General features: G+C 70.7%; 18 protein-coding genes. 9 read left to right on the top strand and 9 right to left on the bottom strand.

Annotated features, from left to right (window positions below; all coding sequences use genetic code 11):
- Positions 1-48: 48 nt before the first annotated feature.
- Positions 49-1245, bottom strand: coding sequence for a hypothetical protein (locus PP359_RS07680; protein ID WP_051039572.1), 1197 nt, complete (start codon positions 1243-1245; stop codon positions 49-51).
- A gap of 219 nt (positions 1246-1464) precedes the next feature.
- Here PP359_RS07680 and PP359_RS07685 point away from each other — a divergent pair, with 219 nt between their 5' ends.
- From PP359_RS07685 to PP359_RS07710, 6 genes are all read left to right on the top strand, one after another.
- The gene (locus tag PP359_RS07685) at positions 1465-1926 is read left to right on the top strand and encodes an FAD synthase family protein (RefSeq protein ID WP_036319026.1); all 462 of its coding nucleotides are present in this window, start codon (positions 1465-1467) and stop codon (positions 1924-1926) included.
- 139 nt (positions 1927-2065) lie between these two features.
- On the top strand, positions 2066-3205 hold the full coding sequence (locus PP359_RS07690) for a polysaccharide deacetylase family protein (RefSeq protein ID WP_499250256.1): 1140 nt from the start codon (positions 2066-2068) through the stop codon (positions 3203-3205).
- A gap of 118 nt (positions 3206-3323) precedes the next feature.
- On the top strand, positions 3324-4457 hold the full coding sequence (locus PP359_RS07695; RefSeq protein ID WP_112932295.1) for a glycosyltransferase: 1134 nt from the start codon (positions 3324-3326) through the stop codon (positions 4455-4457).
- On the top strand, positions 4454-4714 hold the full coding sequence (locus PP359_RS07700) for a glutaredoxin family protein (RefSeq protein WP_036319047.1): 261 nt from the start codon (positions 4454-4456) through the stop codon (positions 4712-4714). Before PP359_RS07695 ends, PP359_RS07700 begins: the two co-directional genes overlap by 4 nt.
- A gap of 116 nt (positions 4715-4830) precedes the next feature.
- The gene (locus PP359_RS07705; protein WP_499250257.1) at positions 4831-6612 is read left to right on the top strand and encodes an aldehyde dehydrogenase family protein; all 1782 of its coding nucleotides are present in this window, start codon (positions 4831-4833) and stop codon (positions 6610-6612) included.
- Positions 6609-8255, top strand: coding sequence for a GMC family oxidoreductase (locus PP359_RS07710; RefSeq protein ID WP_499250258.1), 1647 nt, complete (start codon positions 6609-6611; stop codon positions 8253-8255). Before PP359_RS07705 ends, PP359_RS07710 begins: the two co-directional genes overlap by 4 nt.
- A gap of 31 nt (positions 8256-8286) precedes the next feature.
- Here PP359_RS07710 and PP359_RS07715 read toward each other — a convergent pair whose 3' ends face one another.
- The 3 genes from PP359_RS07715 to ypfJ all read right to left on the bottom strand — a co-directional run bounded on the left by PP359_RS07715 (position 8287) and on the right by ypfJ (position 12030).
- On the bottom strand, positions 8287-9876 hold the full coding sequence (locus tag PP359_RS07715; protein WP_499250259.1) for a DEAD/DEAH box helicase: 1590 nt from the start codon (positions 9874-9876) through the stop codon (positions 8287-8289).
- A gap of 310 nt (positions 9877-10186) precedes the next feature.
- Positions 10187-11164: a prolyl aminopeptidase gene (pip, locus tag PP359_RS07720; protein ID WP_499250260.1), complete on the bottom strand. Its 978-nt coding sequence runs from the start codon at positions 11162-11164 to the stop codon at positions 10187-10189.
- Entirely contained in the window at positions 11161-12030 is an 870-nt protein-coding gene (gene ypfJ, locus PP359_RS07725; protein WP_499250261.1) for a KPN_02809 family neutral zinc metallopeptidase, read from the bottom strand. Before ypfJ ends, pip begins: the two co-directional genes overlap by 4 nt.
- A gap of 44 nt (positions 12031-12074) precedes the next feature.
- Here ypfJ and PP359_RS07730 point away from each other — a divergent pair, with 44 nt between their 5' ends.
- Genes PP359_RS07730 through PP359_RS07740 form a run of 3 tightly spaced genes read left to right on the top strand, consistent with a single transcriptional unit; the run spans position 12075 to position 15399 of the window.
- Positions 12075-13079 carry a malate dehydrogenase gene (locus PP359_RS07730; protein WP_499250262.1) on the top strand — a complete coding sequence of 335 codons (1005 nt, stop codon included), beginning with the start codon at positions 12075-12077 and terminating at the stop codon, positions 13077-13079.
- Positions 13080-13086: 7 nt separating this feature from the next.
- The gene (locus PP359_RS07735) at positions 13087-14913 is read left to right on the top strand and encodes a cation:proton antiporter (protein ID WP_499250263.1); all 1827 of its coding nucleotides are present in this window, start codon (positions 13087-13089) and stop codon (positions 14911-14913) included.
- Positions 14914-14970: 57 nt separating this feature from the next.
- The gene (locus tag PP359_RS07740; protein WP_499250264.1) at positions 14971-15399 is read left to right on the top strand and encodes a recombinase family protein; all 429 of its coding nucleotides are present in this window, start codon (positions 14971-14973) and stop codon (positions 15397-15399) included.
- 3 nt (positions 15400-15402) lie between these two features.
- Here PP359_RS07740 and PP359_RS07745 read toward each other — a convergent pair whose 3' ends face one another.
- From PP359_RS07745 to PP359_RS07765, 5 genes are all read right to left on the bottom strand, one after another.
- Positions 15403-16029 (bottom strand): hypothetical protein, encoded by a 627-nt coding sequence (locus tag PP359_RS07745; protein WP_499250265.1) that lies wholly within the window; start codon positions 16027-16029, stop codon positions 15403-15405.
- Complete coding sequence (locus PP359_RS07750) at positions 16026-16487, bottom strand: hypothetical protein (protein ID WP_239498516.1); 462 nt, start codon at positions 16485-16487, stop codon at positions 16026-16028. Before PP359_RS07750 ends, PP359_RS07745 begins: the two co-directional genes overlap by 4 nt.
- On the bottom strand, positions 16480-18105 hold the full coding sequence (locus PP359_RS07755) for a hypothetical protein (protein ID WP_499250266.1): 1626 nt from the start codon (positions 18103-18105) through the stop codon (positions 16480-16482). The genes PP359_RS07750 and PP359_RS07755 overlap by 8 nt, the downstream gene beginning before the upstream one ends.
- The gene (locus PP359_RS07760) at positions 18105-18425 is read right to left on the bottom strand and encodes a hypothetical protein (RefSeq protein WP_135949618.1); all 321 of its coding nucleotides are present in this window, start codon (positions 18423-18425) and stop codon (positions 18105-18107) included. Before PP359_RS07760 ends, PP359_RS07755 begins: the two co-directional genes overlap by 1 nt.
- A 109-nt stretch (positions 18426-18534) precedes the next feature.
- Positions 18535-18831, bottom strand: a complete 297-nt coding sequence (locus tag PP359_RS07765) for a WXG100 family type VII secretion target (protein WP_005054492.1) — start codon at positions 18829-18831, stop codon at positions 18535-18537.
- Positions 18832-18954: the final 123 nt, after the last annotated feature.

An 18954-nucleotide genomic window follows, 5' to 3' on the forward strand; every position in this document is an offset into this window, starting at 1 on the left:
ACCACCAGTCGACGTGGCCTGCCGACCCTTCTCAGCCGGTTGAGAGGATCAAGGCTCCGCCGGCGTGTGCGCGGCGATCCAGCGCAGCGCGACGCCGCCGAGCGCGGATGCCACGGCGAGCGCGAACGGAATGAGGGCCGGACTGCCGCCGACGAGCACGATCACGACCGTCAGCACCAGGCCGAGAAGGGTGTCGCTGAGGCGAACCAAGAACACCACCCGCTGACGCCCGGCGACGGCGCTGAGCGCACCGTAGGGCGTGACCACCGCCACGGAGAGCCCGTACACGAGCCACGCCACGAGCATCGTCGGATCGAAGGCGACACCGAACGCCAACGGCCCCAGCCAGGGCCCGGCGCCGAGCGCCACCGCGCTCATCAGCACCGTCGCGCCGACGAGGACGAGCACGACACGGTCGGCCTCTCGCAGCGAACCGGAGCGGCCCTCGCGCCGGTGGTCGGCGAAGCGGACGAAGAGGAACGACGACAGCCCGCCGACGACGAGCAGGAGCGGTGAGGTGTAGGTGCGCGCCGCTTCGAGCATGCCGACCGCGGCGGCCCCGGCGGCCGCCAGCACGACCACCCGTACCGCCGTCAGCATCGCCGGCCGCAACGTCTGCTGCAGCCCTCGCCACGCTCCATAGCTCCAGACGGTGCGCAGGTCCGCGCGTCGCCAGCCGACGAGGACGCGCTCCGATCGGGGAACCAGACGCCACCCGACGATCGCGCCGACGGTCTGGCCTGCGGCGATGACACCGAGGAAGGCTCCGAGCGACAGCGCCTGCAGGGCCGCTGCCGCGGCCAGCAGGGCGAGGCTGATGACGAAGCCGGTCAGATCGGCGGCGATCACCCGCGAGAAGGCGTACCCGGCCATGAGGAGGCGTCGGACGATCTCCTCGACGACGAAGGCGACCATCGCGAGGGCGAACAGTCCCGCTTCGGCAGGGCTCGCGAAGCCGGTGACCGCGGCCACGACGGCGGCGATCACAGCGCTGGTCGCCGCCGCGATCGCGAGCCAGACCTCGAGTCCGGCGCGAATGCGTCGGTCCGCACGATCGAGCACGACGAGCGCGTCTCCGACGAGTCCCGTGACGATGCCGGACGCCAGCACGATCACGCCGTAGAGGATCGCGAAGCGTCCGTAATCGGCGATTCCGAGCAGCCGTGCGACGAGGATCTGCAGCGCCAGGCTCACCGCAGCCTGAGCCGCTTGCGCGGCGATCGCTCCCAGCGCCTTCCGCTTCACGCGAGCCCCTTCCCCCGCGCCCATCTTGCCCGACGGCGCGCCCGGGCGGCAGCCTCGCCCCGCTTCACCCCGTCGTCGAGGTGCACGGCACTGTCGTCTCGCGCGCACCTGCGGTAGTGTGCAGACGTGGGCCGGGGGGCCCGCATCGAGCCGGGGGCTCGAACCGGGACGACGCTCGTCGTCGAGCTCGGATCACATCGAGAGCTGGGGGAGCTCGCTATGGCTGTGTCGATCGGCTACGCCGCCGGGGCGTTCGATCTTTTTCACATCGGGCATCTGAACATCCTTCGCCATGCCAAGGAGCAGTGCGACCTTCTGATCGCGGGTGTCGTCAGCGACGAGATGCTGCGCCAGGTCAAGGGCGTGGAACCGTTCGTCCCGACCGTGGAGCGCGCGCAGATCGTGCGCGACATCCGCTATGTCGACCATGTCCACATCGAGACGGTGCCGGACAAGCTCGAGGTGTGGCGCGAGGTCGGCTTCACGCACTTCTTCAAAGGTGACGACTGGCGCGGCACGGAGAAGGGTCTGCGCCTGGAGCGCGAGTTCGCGGCCGTCGGCGTGCAGGTCGTCTACTTTCCCTACACTGCGCACACGTCGAGCTCGCAGCTGCGACGCGCGCTGGACGCGGCCATCGTGGCGAAGGACGAACGTCGCGGCATCCGCTCGGACGTCGGGTAAGCACCCCCCGAGCGGAGGGAATCTGCGACGAAAGTCGAAGAAAACATCCGCGCACCCGGTGATTTCCGGTTCACGACACCCTGTCCTCCTAGGATGAGCGCGGCGCGGGGGCGCGCCGTCGACCTTGGGGGTTGTTTTCATGGGTTTCGTGCACCGCCACCGCGGCCTCATCCGCGCGCTCACCATCGGCGTGGTCCTGACGGCGGCGGCGAGCTTCGCCGGCTGCGCCACGGAGAACACGGATGCCGCGACGTCGTCACCGCGACCGACCACGCACACGCCTTCCCCGACCCCCACGCCGCTCACCCCGGCTCAAGCGCTCCTGGCGGCGCATGCCGATGTCCCGGGAGCGTGCGCGGTCAGCTTCAGCATCGACGGCACGACGCTCGAGCCGCAGCTGCAAGTGCAGGACCGCCTCTACGACCACCTGCCGATCCCGCGGGCGGCCGGCCGCGTGTTCGCAGGCTGGTACGCCGACGCGGCGACGGCGGCCGCGGCATCCGCCGATCCCGCTGCACATGCCGGCAGTCCCGCGACGCGGATCAACGGCTCGAGGCCGGTCGCCTGCACCGCCCACCAGCAGACGCTCTACGGCGCGTGGACGACGACGGATGCCGTGGCCGCCGCCAAGGCCCGCGTGCCGATCCTCATGTACCACCAGTTCACCGCGAAGCCCGAGGGCGAGTCCGGCTGGCTGCGCGGCAACTACGCGTACATCGAGGACTACCGCGCCCAGATGCAGTACATCAAGGATCAGTCCTTCTATCTGCCCACCTGGGACGAGCTGAGCGCGTTCATCGACGGCGCGCTCTACCTGCCCGACCACGCGGTGATCATCACCGACGACGACGCCGACCCGAGCTGGCTCACGATGGCCTCGCCGATCAACGAGCAGCTGCAGCTCATGGCGACCTCCTTCGTGATCACGGGATCGGGCGTCCCCACGCAGAACCGCTTCATCCTGCAGCGGTCCCACACCCACGACATGCATCATGCGGGAGCCAACGGCAAGGGCCAGATGGTGAACCTGACCGCTCCCGAGATCGCCGCAGACATGACCGCCTCGGCGGCCGCGCTGGGCGGCGTCAAGGAAGTGATGGCGTACCCCTACGGGCACAACAACGAGACCTCGCACGAGGGCCTGCGCCAGGCGGGCTTCGAGATGGCCCGCACGATCGAGCAGGGCTACGTCTCGGTGGGCAGCGACAAGCTCACCCTCCCCTGCGTGCGCATCAACTACGGCATGGGTGTCGCCGCTCTCAAGAAGCAGATCGGCTGACGCCGGCGCGAGAGCCGCAGAGACCAGAAAGAACTGACAGAGCACGCACAGGAGTTGCCCAACTCCGCCTCGGTAGGCTGAGACGGTTCTGTCCCTGACCGATCGCGAGCGCATCCCCATGGATCTTTCCGTCATCGTTCCCACCTTCAACGAAGGCGGGAACGTCGCAGAGCTGGTCCGCCGCATCGGTGCGGCTCTCCACGACGTCGACTTCGAGGTCGTCTTCGTTGACGACTCCACCGACGACACGCCCGCGACCATCCAGGCCGTCGCCGCAGCGACGGAGTTCCCGGTGCGACTGATCCATCGCGATGAGCCCGAGGGCGGATTGAGCGGTGCGGTCCTCGAGGGCTTCCGCAACGCCCAGGCCCGCTGGTGCCTGGTCATGGACGGCGACCTGCAGCATCCGCCTGAGGACATCCCGCGCATGCTGGACCGCGCCGCCCTCGGCGACGTCGACATCGTCGTCGCCTCGCGCTACGTCGCGGGCGGCACGGCCGGCGGCCTCGCCGGAGCGACGCGCACCGCGGTCTCGCGCACCTCGACGCTGCTCACGAAGGCGATGTTCCCGCGGAAGCTCCACGGTTGCACCGACCCGATGACCGGCTTCTTCCTGGTCGACCGCGACACCGTCGACCTCGACGACCTGCGCCCCCGCGGCTTCAAGATCCTGCTCGAGATCCTCGCGCGCCGCCAGATGCGCATCGGTGAGATCCCGTTCGCGTTCGCGACGCGCTTCGCCGGCGAATCCAAGGCCACCTTCAGTCAGGGCATGCGCTTCCTCACGCAGCTGGCCATGCTCCGCTTCGGCCGCATGTCGGCGTTCGCGCTCGTCGGCGGCGTCGGTGCGATCGCGAACCTCATCATCATGTGGGGTCTCGTCCACCTGGGGATGAACTACGTCTCCGCGGCGATCATCGCCAGCGAGGTGACGATCATCGGCAACTTCCTGCTGCTGGAGTACCTCGTCTTCGCCGACATGCGCTCCGAGTCCGGAGCGATGTGGATGCGATTCCTCAAGTCGTTCGCGTTCAACAACGTCGAAGCGGTCGTACGCATCCCGATCATCCCCCTGCTCGTGCAGGGCGCCCACATCCCGAGCGTGCTGGCCGCGGCCATCACCCTTGCGGCGGCGTTCGTCGTGCGCTTCGTCTATCACGCGCTCTGGGTCTACGCGCCCAAGCGCAAGGCGACCGCGCGTATCGTCACCCCGGCCGTGGCCCGCGCCGGCGAGCGTACCCTGGAATCATGACCTCCGAGAAGACTCCGATCACGATGTTCGGCGCCGACTGGTGCCGCGACTGCATCCGCACGAAGAAGCAGCTCGACGAGCTGGGTGTCGAATACACGTACGTCGACCTGGTGGCCGACCCCGCCGCCGCGGACGTCGCCCGCGAGATCTCCGGCCGCACGAACATCCCCGTCGTCGTGTACCCGGACGCGTCTCACCACGTCGAGCCGTCGAACGCCGACGTCGAGTCGAAGCTGCGCGAGCTCTCCCTGATCTGACGCTCGGCGGCGACAGGGCGCGGCATCGCGTCGCACGTTTCCGGGAACCGCGTCTCATCCGGTCGTAAGCTGGAGGCCCGCGCGCGAGCGCGACCACCGCTTCGAAGGAGAACGCCGTGACCGCAGAAGCTCCGAGCACAGCGAAACGATCCACCGCCGCGCCCGCGCTGGCCGAGGACGTGCGCGACCAGCTGGATGCCGCGATCACGGCCCTTCGCGCCGGACAGCGCGCCTGGAGCGCTCTCACTCTCGCGCAACGTCGCACGCTGCTGCAGCGCGTCCGCGTCGCGACGTCCGCGGTCGCGGCCGAATGGGCCGACGCGGCATCCGTGTCGAAGGGCCTGCCGCCCGGGCACCCGCTTCGGGGCGAAGAGTGGCTGTCGGGGCCGTACGCAGCCATCGTCGCCCTCGACGCCTACGCCGACACCCTCCGCGCCCTCTCCATCGGACGCTCGCCGGTGGACGGTGTCCGCCTCGGCGCGGCGCCCGGCGACCGCACCGTGGTGCACACCTCGCCGCTGTCGGCCACCGACGCCCTGCTGCTGTCGGGCTACACCACCGAGGTCTGGCTGCAGCCGGGAGTGGATGCCGCGACGGCGCGACGAGAGGCGGGGCTCGCACAGCTCGATCCGGCGAGCGCGGGCGGCGTCGGGCTCGTGCTGGGCGCCGGCAACATCACCTCCATCCCCTACCTCGACGTGCTGTACGAGCTGCTGGCGTCGAACCGGGTCGCTCTGCTCAAGGTCAATCCGACGCAGGACGCGCTGGTGTCCGTCTTCGAGCGCGCGCTGGCACCGCTCATCGAGCCCGGGTTCCTGCGGATCGTCCGCGGCGGCGGCGATGTGGGCGCCTACCTCACCCAGCATCCGGAGATCGACCACGTCCACATCACCGGATCGGAGGCGACGTTCCGCTCCATCGTGTGGGGTCCCTCGCACACCCCCGCCGCTGCGGGCGCCGCCACACGCCGCCGCCGCGAAGGCAGGCCGCTGCTGAAGAAGCCGATCACGGCGGAACTGGGCGGAGTCTCGCCGATCATCGTCGTGCCGGGCCGGTGGTCGGACGCCGACCTGCGCTTCCAGGCCGAGCACGTCGTCACCATGCGCCTGCACAACAGCGGCCACAACTGCATCGCCGGCCAGGTCGTGCTGCTCTCGGACGACTGGGCGCAGCGCGACGCGTTCCTCGACGCGTTGCGCACGGCGTACGACCGCGCGCCGTCCCGCCCCGTCTGGTATCCGCAGAGTCAGGGCAAGCTCGACGCTGCCCGCACGTCGTACCCGGATGCCGCGTGGTGCGGCGGCGGCACACGCGCCCTCATCGAGACGACCCCGTCCGACGCGCAGACCCTCGAGACGACGGAGTACTTCTCGCCGGTTCTCGGGGTGGTGGCCCTGCGCGGGACGGGCCAGGAGTTCCTCGACAACGCCGTCGCCCACGCCAACGAACGACTCGTGGGCACTCTCGGTGCCAACGTGCTGATCGATCCCGAGACGCAGCGGGCTCTGGGCGACGGGTTCGAGAGGGCTCTCGCCGACCTCCGCTACGGAACGGTCGCGGTCAATGCGTGGACGGCCTTCGGCTTCCTCACCCCGACCGCCACCTGGGGCGCCTTCCCCGGCGGCACCCTCGACGACGCCCCGAGCGGCATGGGCGTCGTGCACAACGCCCTGCTGCTCGACCACGTCGAACGCACGGTCGTGCGGGGGCCGTTCCGGCCTTTCCCGCGCTCGGCGTCGTCGGCCGTCCGAGGCTACGGGCTTTCGGTGCTGCCGAAGCCCCCGTGGTTCGTCACCTCGCGAACCGGAGCGGCGGTGTGCGAGGGCTTCACCCGCTTCCGCATCGACGGCAACCCGGCGAAGATGGCGCTCACCCTCGTCAAGGCTTTCGGCGCATGAGCCCGCGGCCGGCGGCGACGGGCGGCACCCTCGAAGCCGACTATGTGATCGTCGGGGCCGGTTCGGCCGGCGCTGCGCTGGCTGCCCGGCTCACGGAAGATCCCGCCGTCAGCGTGCTGCTGCTCGAAGCCGGCCCCACGGATGCGGCCCTCGAACTGCACGTTCCGGCGGCGTTCTCGACGCTGTTCCGCGGTCGCTACGACTGGAACTACGACACGGTCCCCCAGCGCGAGCTGGAAGGGCGCACCATCTACTGGCCGCGCGGCAAGACCCTGGGCGGGTCGTCATCGCTGAACGCCATGATGTGGATCCGCGGGTTCGCGGCCGACTACGACGCCTGGGCCGAGGCCGCGGGCGAGACGTGGTCGTGGGATGCGCTCGCACCCTCCTTCGTGCGCGCGGAGGCCACTCAGGATGCCGCCGATGCCACGCAGGGCACCCGAGGCCCGCAGTCCGTCGAACACCAGCGCGACCCCCGTCCGCACACGGCCGCCTTCCTCCAGGCGGCGCGCGAGCTGCGGCATCCCGTGACGCCGGCGAACCTCCCGACGAGGCAGGGCTTCTCGCAGACGATGGTCACGCAGCATCGCGGCGCACGGGCCTCGACCGCCGACGCCTACCTGCGTCCGGCGCGTCGACGCCGGAACCTCCGCGTGCTCACCGACGCGCTGGTGCGGCGGGTCACCTTCGCCGAGCGCGATGCCGGTGCGGCGCCGCGGGCCACGGGCGTCTACGTCGATCTCGGCGGCATCACCCGCCACGCCCGCGCTCGGCGCGAGGTCATCCTCTGCGGGGGCGCGATCAACACCCCGCAGCTGTTGATGCTGAGCGGCATCGGGCCCGAGGATCACCTCGCCTCCCACGGCATCCCCGTGCGCGTGGACGCACCGCAGGTCGGCCAGAATCTCCAGGATCATCTCGTCGCCGGTCTCGCGCCCGCGGCGCGCGGCGGAACGCTCTACGGAGCGCGGCGGCCCGCTCAGCTCGCGCGCTATGTGAGCGCGCGGCGCGGCATGCTGAGCTCCAACGTCGCCGAAGCCTACGGCTTCGTCCGCACCGCCGTGGCCGATCGCACGGGCGCGCCCGCCGACCTACCCGACATCGAGATCATCTTCGCGACGGCGCCGTACGTCGGCGAAGGCCTGGTACCGCCGCCCGCGGAGGGCATCACGGTGGGCGCGATCCTGCTGCAGCCGCGCAGTCGCGGTACCATCCGCCTCGCCTCCGGCGATCCGACGGATGCCGCGATCATCGACCCCGCGTATCTGACCGACCCGGAGGGCATCGACGCTGAGACCCTGCGCGCCGGCCTCGCGGAGTGCGAGCGCCTGATCGCGGCTCCGGCTCTGCGTGCTGTGACGACCGGAGGCTGGGTGCAGCCGATCGGGGGCGAGCGCATGAGCGCGGCCGAGCGGATCGAGCTGTCGCTGCGGCGCTACTCGCACACGCTCTACCATCCGGTCGGGACGGCGCGGATGGGGCTCGACGCGGCATCCGTCGTGGACGCCGAGCTGCGAGTGCGCGGTGTCGACGGCCTGCGGGTCGCGGATGCGTCGGTCATGCCGACGGTCATCCGCGGGCACACCAACGCCCCCGCCATCGTCATCGGCGAGCGCGCCGCCGATCTGATCCGCGGCATCTGAGCGCACGGATCGGATCGGTCTCCGGTCGCGATCAGCGTCCGGAGCGGCGCGGTCCACCGTTCTGGCGGACGACGGAGCCGACCATGAGCTTTCCGCCGCCGGCGCCACCGCCGTGCGAGGCGCGACGGCCGGTGGTGCGGGCGTTTCCGGATGCCGCGGGCTGCGCCGACCGCTCGGCAGGGCGGTGGTCGCGAGCAGGACGCTGCTCGCGCCCGGCGGCGGAGCGCTCGGCGGCCGGACGACCGGAACGGTCGGTGCGGGGCTGACCCGCCTGCGCTCCCTGACCGGCGCCGCGGCCACCACGACCGCCCTGACCACGAGCGCCGCCCTGATTCTGGGCGCCTTCGCGCGCGGCGCGCTTGCGCTGCGCGTTCGCTCCCTGGCTGCGACCGCCGCCGCCCTGGCCACGACCGGGCTGCTCAGACTTCGGTGCGGGTGCGACGTAGGGGGCGACCTCGCCGACCAGCGCGGTCACCTGCGGCGACGCCGCGGTCACGGGCACGGGCGTCGCGGAGATCGCGGCCTTGCGCAGCAGATCCTTGACGTCCTTCTCCTGACCGGGAAGCACGAGGGTGACGACCGACCCTTCGGCGCCGGCGCGGGCGGTACGGCCCGAACGGTGCAGGTAGGCCTTGTGCTCCATGGGCGGGTCGACGTGGATGACGAGTTCGACGTCGTCCACGTGCACGCCGCGCGCCGCCACGTCGGTCGCGACGAGCACCTTGGCAGCGCCGGAGCTGAAGGCGGCGAGGTTGCGGTCGCGCGCCGGCTGCGACAGGTTGCCGTGCAGATCGACCGCCGGAATGCCCTGCGCGGTCAGCTGCTGGGCGAGCTTCTTGGCGTGATGCTTCGTGCGCATGAAGAGGATGCGACGACCCATCCCCGACGCGAGGGTGCGCACGAGCTCCTTCTTCTCGTCGACGCCGCCGACGTGGAACACGTGGTGGGTCATCGCGGCGACCGGCGAGTGGGCCTCGTCGACGGAGTGGAGCACCTCGTTCTGCAGGAAGCGCGTGACCAGCTTGTCGACGCCGTTGTCCAGCGTCGCGCTGAACAGCAGTCGCTGACCGTCTCGCGGGGTCTTGTCGAGAATGCGGGTCACCGACGGCAGGAACCCGAGGTCGGCCATGTGGTCGGCCTCGTCGATGACGGTGATCTCCACGGCATCCAGCTTGACGAAGCCCTGCGAGATGAGGTCTTCGAGACGGCCGGGGCACGCGACGATGATGTCGACGCCGGCCTTGAGCGCGGCCACCTGGCGGTTCTGGTTGACGCCGCCGAAGATGGTCGTCGTCGTCATTCCGTACGCGGCGGCGAGGGGCTCGAGGGTCGCATTGATCTGCGTCGCGAGCTCACGGGTGGGCGCGAGCACCAGACCGAGCACGCGGCCGGAGCGGCGGGTGCCGCCGGCGAGGGGACCGCCGAGGCGCGCGGCGAGCGGGATGGAGAAGGCGAGCGTCTTACCCGAACCGGTCTTGCCGCGGCCGAGCACGTCACGACCGGCGAGTGTGTCGGGCAGGGTGTCGACCTGGATGGGGAACGCGGTGGTCTTGCCGTCCTTCGCGAGGACGTCGAGGAGGGGGGCGGGCACGCCGAGCGCGCCGAAGGTGATGTCAGACATGGTGGTGTTTCTGGGCACGGGGGCCCGGATCGGTGGCCTCTGCGCGGATGCGCACAGGGTCGCCGTACGAAGAATGTCAGCCGATCATCCGGTCAGAACCGGGCGGCGAGGGAAGCGTTCTACGACGCGAGAGGCACCCGAGTGGTGCCGCAAGTGGTTCCAGCCTACCAGCGCCGCCGGTTCTCCGGCGGCGGAGGCCACGGCATCCACCCCGCCGGTGTCCCACTTTCTGTCGCCCGCACCCCGCTCAGGCGACAGAAAGTGGGACACCCTCCGCCGAAAGTGGGACACGGCGTGCGCGGGTGCGGGGTCAGGTGGCGAAACGGTCGGTGGCTGCGCGGAGGGCGCGGGCGATGCCGGGCTCGGATGCCGCGTGTCCCGCGTCGTCGACGACGACGAACTCGGCTTCCGGCCAGGCCCGGTGCAGGTCCCACGCCGTCATGATCGGCGTGCAGATGTCGTAGCGGCCCTGCACGATGACCGCCGGGATGCCGCGGATCGCGCCGACGTCGTCGATGAGCTGTCCTTCGCGCAGCCATCCGCCGTGCATGAAGTAGTGGTTCTCGATGCGGGCGAACGCGACCGCGGTGGCCGCATCGGTCATCGACGCGACGAGGTCGGGGTCGGGGTGGAGCGTGAGCGTCGACATCTCCCACGTGGTCCACGCGATCGCGGCCGGCTCGTGGACCGCCGGGTCTGGGTTCGTGAGCCGGCGATGGTAGGCCTCGATCAGCCGCGAGCGCTCGAGCACGGGGATCGGCGCCAGATAGCTCTCCCACCGGTCGGGGAAGATCGCCGCGGCGCCGCCCTCGTAGAACCACTCCAGCTCGTGGCGTCGCAGGGTGAAGACGCCGCGCAGGACGATCTCGCTCACGGCATCCGGATGGCACTGGGCGTAGGCCAGCGCGAGCGCCGACCCCCACGATCCGCCGAAGACCTGCCACTTCTCGATGCCGAGGTTGCGCCGCAGCAGCTCGATATCGGCGACCAGGTGCCAGGTGGTGTTGAAGCGCGGGTCGGCGACGGGCGCGCTCATGTGGGGCGTGGACTTTCCGCAGCCGCGCTGGTCGAACAGCACGATCCGGTACTTCGCGGGGTCGAAGAACCGCCGGTGCCACGGGGAGGTGCCCGAACCGGGGCCCCCGTGCAGGAACACGACCGGTTTGCCGTCGGGATTGCCGGACTGCTCCCAGTAGACGCGCTGACCGTCGCCGGCCAGCAGGTATCCGGTCTCGTACGGCTCGATGTCGGGGTAGAGGATCTCGTCGAGGTGGGCGGGGCCGTTCACAGTTCTCCTCCCGACACCGAGAAGGTGTCACAGGCGCCGAGCCCGTTCTGATAGCCCGCCGTGAACCAGCGCTGCCGCTGGGCGCTCGAGCCGTGGGTCCAGGTCTCCGGGTTGACGCGGCCCGACTGGGCCTGGATGTTGTCGTCGCCGACGGTGGCCGCGGCATCCAGCGCATCGCGCAGCTCGGCGTCGGTGGGCCGCTGGAGGTAGGCGACGCCGTTGGCGTCCTTCGTTCCCGTCGCGTCGGCGATCCACGCGCCGGCGTAGCAGTCGGCCTGCAGTTCGGTGCGCACCCCGTTGCTGTCCGGGCCGGTCCCATCGTTCGGGTGCCGGTCCATGATGCCGGTCAACTGCTGGATGTGGTGGCCGTACTCGTGAGCGAGCACGTACAGCTGGGCGAGGCTGCCCGCCTGCGCGCCGAACTGGCTGCGCAGCACGCCGAAGAAGGTCGGGTCGACGTAGATGGTCTCCTCCGGCGGGCAGTAGAACGGGCCGGTCGCATTCGAGGCGGTGCCGCAGCGGGTCGAGGCCGCGCCGTCGACGATGATCAGCTGCGGCGCGCGATAGCCCTGCACGTGCGTGGACCAGTACCCGTCGAGCGCCTTCTGGCCGAACACGAGGCGGCAGTCGTCGTTCGCGTTGGCGTCCGCTCCGGTGTCGCAGCCCTGGATCGCCGAGTCCTGGGCGCTGCCGCCGGCGCCGCCCAGCAGGCTCGTGACGTCGCCGCCGGTGAAGAGGATGAGCAGCAGCACGGCGATGCCGCCGAGCCCGGCGAGACCGCCGCCGGCGACGGCTGCGGTGCCTCCCCCGCGGCCTCGTCGCCGTGCGGTCGTGCCTCCCAGCTCTGCATTGCTGTTGAAGGTCATGCCCCACCGTATCGTCCCGTGACGCGTCGCCGTAGGCTCGAGACATGGATGCCACGACAGTCACCGTGACCGGGGCCGGCGGACAGATCGGCTACGCGCTGCTGTTCCGCATCGCCGCCGGCGACATGCTGGGAGCCGGCCGCCCGGTGCGACTGCGCCTGCTGGAGATCCCCCAGGGGCTCAAGAGCGCCGAGGGCGCGGCGCTCGAGCTGCAGGACTGCGCCTTCCCGCTGCTCGCGGACGTCGAGATCACCGACGACCCGCGCGTCGCCTTCGACGGAGCGAACCTCGCGATGCTCGTCGGGGCGCGCCCGCGCGGCGCCGGCATGGAGCGCGCCGACCTGCTCGCGGCCAACGCGGGCATCTTCGGACCGCAGGGCGCGGCGCTCAACGAGGTCGCCGCCGGCGACATCCGCGTCGTGGTGGTGGGAAACCCCGCCAACACGAACGCGCTGATCGCCGCGGCGGCCGCGCCCGACATCCCGGGCGAACGCTTCGCCGCACTGACCCGGCTGGATCACGATCGGGCCCTCGCCCAGCTCGCCGCCGCTCTGGAGGCGCCCGTGGCGGCGGTGCAGGGCGTCGCCATCTGGGGCAACCATTCCGCGACACAGTTCCCGGACGTGGCGCACGCGAGCGTGAACGGCCGCCCCGTGCTCGATGCGCTGGCCGACAAGCTCGGCGGGGCGGATGCCGCGGCGTCCTGGCTCGACGACGTCTTCGTGCCCCGCGTCGCGAAACGCGGCGCGGAGATCATCTCGGTGCGCGGCTCGTCCTCGGCGGCCTCCGCCGCCAACGCCGCGATCTCGCACGTGCACGACCTGGTCCACGGCACGGCGAACGGATGGACCTCGGCGGCGGTGCTGTCGCACGGCGAATACGGCGTGCCGGAAGGACTGTATTCCTCGGCGCCGGTCACCAGCGACGGCACCGCCTACCGCGTGGTGGACGGGCTTGATCTCGATCCCCGTGGACGCGCGCGCCTGGACGCCTCCGTCGCCGAGCTGGTCGCCGAGCGCGACGCGGTGCAGGCCCTCGGCGTGATCTGAGTCGGCGGTGACCGATCTCACGTGGCTGATCGCCGGCATCGCGGTGATCGGCGTCTCGACGGTGCTCGCCCGACGACTGGGCGTCGCCGGCCCGCTCATCCTCGTCGCGATCGGGCTCGTCGCCTCGCTCCTGATGCCGAAGTTCTCGGTGCCCCCGGAGCTGATCCTCGTCGGCATCCTCCCGCCCTTGCTGTACGCGTCGGCGGTGCGCCTGCCGGCGATCGAGTTCCGCCGCGACGCCGTGCCGATCGCGGGCCTGGCCGTCGTGCTCGTCGTCATCAGCGCGCTCGCTCTGGGGACGCTCTTCTACGTCGCCATTCCGGGACTCGACTTCGCCCTCGCCGTGGCCCTCGGGGCGATCGTCAGCCCGACGGATGCCGTGGCCACCTCGATCGCGAAGAAGCTGGGCATCTCCCCGCGCGTCATCACGATGCTGGAGGGCGAGAGCCTGCTCAACGACGCGACGGCGCTCGTGCTGCTGCGCAGCGCCGTCGCGGCATCCGCGGCGGGGTTCTCGCTGGGCAGCACGATCGGCGCCTTCGCCTGGGGCGTGCTCGTCGCCGTCGTGATCGGCGTCGCGGTGGGCCTGCTGACCCTGCGGGTGCGGCGGTGGATCGGCGAGCCGGTGGCGAACACCGCCGTCGGCTTCATCGTGCCCTTCGTCGCCTACCTGCCGACGGAGCACCTCGGCGGGTCGGGGCTCGTCGCCGCGGTCGCCGCCGGCATCACCGCCGGCCAGGGCGCGGCCCGCTGGTCGACTCCCGAGCAGCGCGTGTCGGACGAACTGAACTGGCACACGCTCGAGCTGCTGCTGGAGGGCGCGGTCTTCCTCATCATGGGGTTGGAGCTGCGCGACATCGTCAGCGCCAACATCGAGAAGCACAGCGGCGTGGGCGTCGGCATCGGTCTCGCCCTCGCCGCCCTGGCGATCGTGCTCGCGGTGCGGGCGCTCTACGTGTCGGGTCTGGTGACACTCATCGGTCGTCGCGCCCGCCGGATGCAGCGTGACCGATTGCAGGCCTTCAGCGATCGGCTGGACGCTTTCGACGTCGAGAAGGGCGACCTGCGCGATCTGCGTCCGCAGCCCGGCGAGAACCCGAACCCCGCTCCGCGTCGCGGCGGACTCGTCCGGCGCACGACCGGGCGTGCGGCCCGGCGCGTCGCGCGGCGGTGGGCGCGGCGCACGCCGGATGCCGCCTCCGCCCAGCGTCGGGTCGAGGGCGTGCGCGCCCGCGTCGGGCGCGTCCTCAACGACATGGACTACTACCAGGCCTCTCCGCTCGGCTGGAAGGAGGGCGTCGTCATCGTCTGGGCCGGGATGCGGGGTGTCGTCACCCTCGCCGCGGCGCAGACGCTCGATCCGGACACGACGCCCGCCCGCGAACTGCTGATCCTCATCGCGTTCGTCGTCGCGCTGGTGAGCCTGATGGTGCAGGGGCTGAGCCTGCCGTGGGTGATCCGCATGCTGCGTATTCCGTCGGCCACCGGCGACGGCAGCAGCAGCGAGGAGGCCGACCGCCTCGCCGACGAACTGCGCGCGGCGGCGCTGGCGCACCTGCGCACACCCGGGCTCGCCGACTCCTCCGGCGAGCCGTTTCCCCCGGAGGTGCTCTCCAAACTCGCCGAGCGCATGAGCAGCCCGCCGATCGAGGCGCCCGAGATCAGCACCGCGAGTGTGATCGACCTGCGGATCTCCCTGATCGAGGCCATGCGCGAGCGTCTCGTCGATGTATCGAGCGAGGGGTCGTACTCCTCGGCGACGCTCCGCCACGCGCTCGCGCAGCTCGACGCCGACCAGCTCAGCATCCAGCTGCGACGCGATCCCGACGACTGAACCGGATCACGCCGCGGATCGGCTCGCGTGTCGGCGCGGTAGGACACAATGGATGCCGTGAGCACCGATCAGCCGGACGACCAGCGCGCCCCCGCCGACTACGCCGAGTCGGTCGCCCTGCCCGCCGTCACGTCGGCCGTGCCGGTCGTGGTGTCCGGCACGGACTGGTGGGCGGCCCGTCCCGCCGGCTCACGCCTCGTAGGACTCGTCGTCGCGCGCGACGATCTGCCGTCGGTGATCGCGCAGCGTGACGCCCTCGCAGACTTCGGGGTGCCGATCGAGGGCTTCCGCCACCCCGCCCCCGAGACCGGGGAGAGTTGGGCCGAGCGCCTCAACCGCCTGTTCGGCCGCCTCGTGTCGGGCGATGTCGTCGTCGTCGCCGACAAGCATGCACTGGGGCGCACGGTCGATGAAGAGACGCACGCCATCGCCGAGCTGCGGCGCCGCGGCATCATCGTGAAGGTGCTGGGCCACTCCCGCAGCTGAGCGTCAGGTCGCGTCAGCCGCGCCCCACGACGATGCGGCGACGATCGCGTCGAAGAGGCCCAGCATGGCGTGCGGGATGTCACCCAGCGGCGTCGACATCTGCACGAGGGCGACCTGTTTGTGGCCGGGCACCGTGTACCAGTATCGGGCGACGAGGCGCTTCTGCTCGGCGGAGGCGCCGTCTTCCTCGATGAGCTGGGTGCTCACGGCGTGCAGACGCAGCACGGCCGAGCCTGCGGCATCCACTCGAGTCGCCGTCTGCAGATCGGGCTCGCCGGTGTGCGGAAGGCTCAGCTCGAACGCGCGCATCACGGCCTCGGCCGCGGTGCCCACCGACGGCGTGATCGTGATCGGCGTGTGCACGGTGATCGTGACGGGCGTGGGGATGCCCGGCGCGATCTCGCGGCACATCAGCAACAGATGGGCCGAGGCCTCCCGCGCGGCAGCAGCCGCCTCGTCGAAACCTCGCTGCACGCGGCGGCGGGTGAGCACCGCGTCGTCGGCGGCTCCCACCAGTTCGCGCGCGATCACCGCACTGTGCTCGCGTGCCGCCTGTTCGTCGCGCGGGTCGACCGCGATCCACTCGCCGGGCAGCCGGAAGCGCAGCTGCGGCGTCGTGTCGACGCTCACCGCTGTGCGATGCGGCTGACGTCCGCGGCGCTGAGGTCGAGGATATTCTCGACGCCTTTGCCCGCCCCGAGGATCTCGGAGACGCTGCCCATGACGTAGGCACTGTCGGTGATGGTCGCCGTCAGGGGATCGGAGAAGTCGCCCGGCGAACCCTGCACGGCGAGGAGCGTGAGGGGCTGACCGCCCAGGTCGCGATCATCGACGGCGAACGCGGCGACGGCGCGCACGTCGTCGGCGACCGCGGCGGCCGAGGCGTCGCGGACGAACAGTCGGATGACGATCTTGTTGACCCAGGGGGCACCGGGATGCTGCACCTCGACCATCGCGCCGTTGATGCCCGACGCCTGCGTCAGCCGCTCGGAAACCGCGTTCTCATTCATCCCGCTACATCCCGTCAGTGTCAAGATCATGGCCAGGGCGATGGTCGCCCCGACTCCGGCGCGGCGCAGCTCAGCCACGGCTGTAGACCATCTCATACACCTCTTCGTGCGTGTTCTTCAGATCGTCGGCGAAGAAGATCTCGTCGCCCGGCCGCACCTCGGGAACCAGGTCGTCGGCCAGCTCACCGTACATGTTCGCATCGTGGATGCGGATGTCGACGGGGTGGTAGGTCTGCCAGTTCGGCCCCGGCACGTCGTTGGGTCCGTAGCCGACGAACTCCAGCGTATGCACGGGGTCCCAACGGTTGTTGACCTGCGTCACCCGCACCGACGGGTCGATCTCGCCGGCGTGCTTGTCGATGGCAGAGCCGGCCGTCACGACCGACTGCACGCGGCCGGACAGGCGCGGATCGGTGGCCAGGTCGCCCGCCATCATGCCGCCCAGGCTCCACCCGGTGAGCATGATCGGCGCGTCGCTGTCGAGCGCGCCCGACGACTCGAGTGCGTCCCACACGGCCTTCTTGTACTGCGTCTCCAGGCCGGGGAACAGGGCGAGCATGGCGTCTGCGGAGAGGTCGTTGAGAGCGCCGTCGCGGTTCATCGGCGACCAGTTCTGGGTACTCGGCAGCTGCACGCGGTAGCCGATGACGTTGCCCGCGGCATCCGTGATGGCGACGACACGGATGACCGTGCGCTGGTCACCACCGGCGACATCCTGACGGCCGACCTCCTCGAAGAGGTCGCCGTAGTCCTGGGACGTGTACTGGTCGGTCGTGGTGGCGTCGTCCGCATCGGAGGGGTACTTCTTCTTCGGCTTCAGCTCCTCGCCGGGCGCGGGGCTGCGGCGAATCGGCGTGCCGAGGCCATCGCGGATGAGGAAGGTGAGCAGCATGGCGCCGACGAGGAGGGCGGCGAGGATGCCGAGGGCCACCCACCCGATGATGGCGGCGATCGCCGAGAGCACCGCGATCACGATGATGATGACGACGATGATGACGACGATGGCGACGAGGATCGCGAGCAACTCCCCGAGGACTTCGAGGATGCCCTTGAGCACGTTCGCCGCCCACTCGCCGATCCATCCGGCGGCACCGTCCCAGAACTGGTTCCAGTTGTCGAACGCCGAATCGCTGTCGCCCTCGATGGCGGTCTCGATGTGGCTGATGGCGACGTCGGCGATGGCGCGCAGGCGCTCGCGCGCCCGGTACAGCTGCTGGCGGGCGTCCTGTACCTGCGAGGCCGCGTTCGACTGCGCCTGCCGCATCCGGCGCAGGTCGGCTTCGATCTCGTCGATCTGGGGTTGCGGGGCCTCGACCGCCTCGGCACGCAGCAGGTCGCCTTCGCGGCGGGAGATGTCGTTCGGGATCGTCGCGGACTTCTGCTCGTAGTACTCCGCGGTGGCGATCGCGGCTGTCGCATCCTGCTGGATGGGGCGCAGGTCGGCCGCGTACGTCTGCAACGCCTGACCCGTGTTGCGATAGCGGGTTCGCGCCCGGCTGAGGGAGCGGGCGACCTCGGATGCCGTCTCGGCGAGGGCCTCGGTGGATCGCGAGGCCTGCCCCTCGATGAGTCCGCGCAGGGACGCGGTGGCCTTCTCGATCGCGGCGGCGGCCGTCACGAGGTCGGCGGCGCGCGGGTCGAGCTGATCGGGCTTGCCGAGGAGGATGTCTTCGAATTCGACGGAGATGGCGCTCATCAGCCCTCCCCCTCTCCGTCGTTCTGGGTCTCGGGCGCGGCCTCCTGAGCCTGACGCGCGAGTTCGGCATCGACCTCGGTCATGCTGTCGACGATCGCATCGATGCCGTCGCGCAGGAACTGGAGCTTCTCGGTGAGCTTTCCCCGGTTGTAGTCCCAGTTGTCCGCGAAGTCGCGGACCTTTCCGGCCAACCGGTCCTCACCGGTGAGTCCGGCGAGGTCGCCGCCGACGGTGCCGGCCGACTCGAAGGTCGACAGCGCGTCGTCGACGCGGGTGCGCGCCGTGCGCAACGCATCGAAGTCGAGCTGAAGGTCAGTCATCTTCTTCTCCCGAGGTTCGCGAGGCCCGCCACCCGCGGTGTCCGGGTGACGGAAGCGGGTGGAAGGCCTCGTGAACCTGCGGGGCGCGCGAGCGCCCCGCAGGTCGACATCACTGACCGAGCTGGCTGGCGAGCTGCTCGTCGGTGGACTGCAGGGCCTGGGCGGCCTTCTCGAGGAAGGAAGCCATGCCCTCGATGCCCTGGACCGTCTTGGTCGCACCGGTGGTGAACTCGGTGTACGAGGCGTCGAAAGCGCCCGAGGCGCGGCTCGTGGTGAAGCCGTCCTGGACGAGCTGAGCGACCAGCTGACGCAGGCGCTGCAGGTTCGCCTCGAGCTCGTTCTGTCCGTCACGCAGGCGCGAGGCGGCCGAGTTCATCTGGTCGTAGGTGACATTCAGATTGGCCATGAGGGCCCCTTTCATCTGGCCCGGCCGGTGTGCCGGGAGGTCTTGTTGTTTCGAAGATAGGCGGCGTCGCGGCCCGTGACCATGGGGAGAACTCCCCATGAGCGCCCACGCGTCCGGCCCACC

Source organism: Sphingomonas sp. BLCC-B65, from assembly GCF_028550675.1.
Classification (GTDB): Bacteria; Actinomycetota; Actinomycetes; order Actinomycetales; family Microbacteriaceae; genus Microbacterium.

Bases quoted from the DNA above. Each gene is read 5' to 3' on its own strand.
- PP359_RS07685 (WP_036319026.1), top strand. From the start codon at position 1,465: ATGGCTGTGTCGATCGGCTACGCCGCCGGGGCGTTCGATCTTTTTCAC.
- PP359_RS07690 (WP_499250256.1), top strand. From the start codon at position 2,066: ATGGGTTTCGTGCACCGCCACCGCGGCCTCATCCGCGCGCTCACCATC.
- PP359_RS07695 (WP_112932295.1), top strand. From the start codon at position 3,324: ATGGATCTTTCCGTCATCGTTCCCACCTTCAACGAAGGCGGGAACGTC.
- PP359_RS07700 (WP_036319047.1), top strand. From the start codon at position 4,454: ATGACCTCCGAGAAGACTCCGATCACGATGTTCGGCGCCGACTGGTGC.
- PP359_RS07710 (WP_499250258.1), top strand. From the start codon at position 6,609: ATGAGCCCGCGGCCGGCGGCGACGGGCGGCACCCTCGAAGCCGACTAT.
- PP359_RS07715 (WP_499250259.1), bottom strand. From the start codon at position 9,876: ATGTCTGACATCACCTTCGGCGCGCTCGGCGTGCCCGCCCCCCTCCTC.
- ypfJ (WP_499250261.1), bottom strand. From the start codon at position 12,030: ATGACCTTCAACAGCAATGCAGAGCTGGGAGGCACGACCGCACGGCGA.
- PP359_RS07730 (WP_499250262.1), top strand. From the start codon at position 12,075: ATGGATGCCACGACAGTCACCGTGACCGGGGCCGGCGGACAGATCGGC.
- PP359_RS07755 (WP_499250266.1), bottom strand. From the start codon at position 18,105: ATGAGCGCCATCTCCGTCGAATTCGAAGACATCCTCCTCGGCAAGCCC.
- PP359_RS07760 (WP_135949618.1), bottom strand. From the start codon at position 18,425: ATGACTGACCTTCAGCTCGACTTCGATGCGTTGCGCACGGCGCGCACC.
- PP359_RS07765 (WP_005054492.1), bottom strand. From the start codon at position 18,831: ATGGCCAATCTGAATGTCACCTACGACCAGATGAACTCGGCCGCCTCG.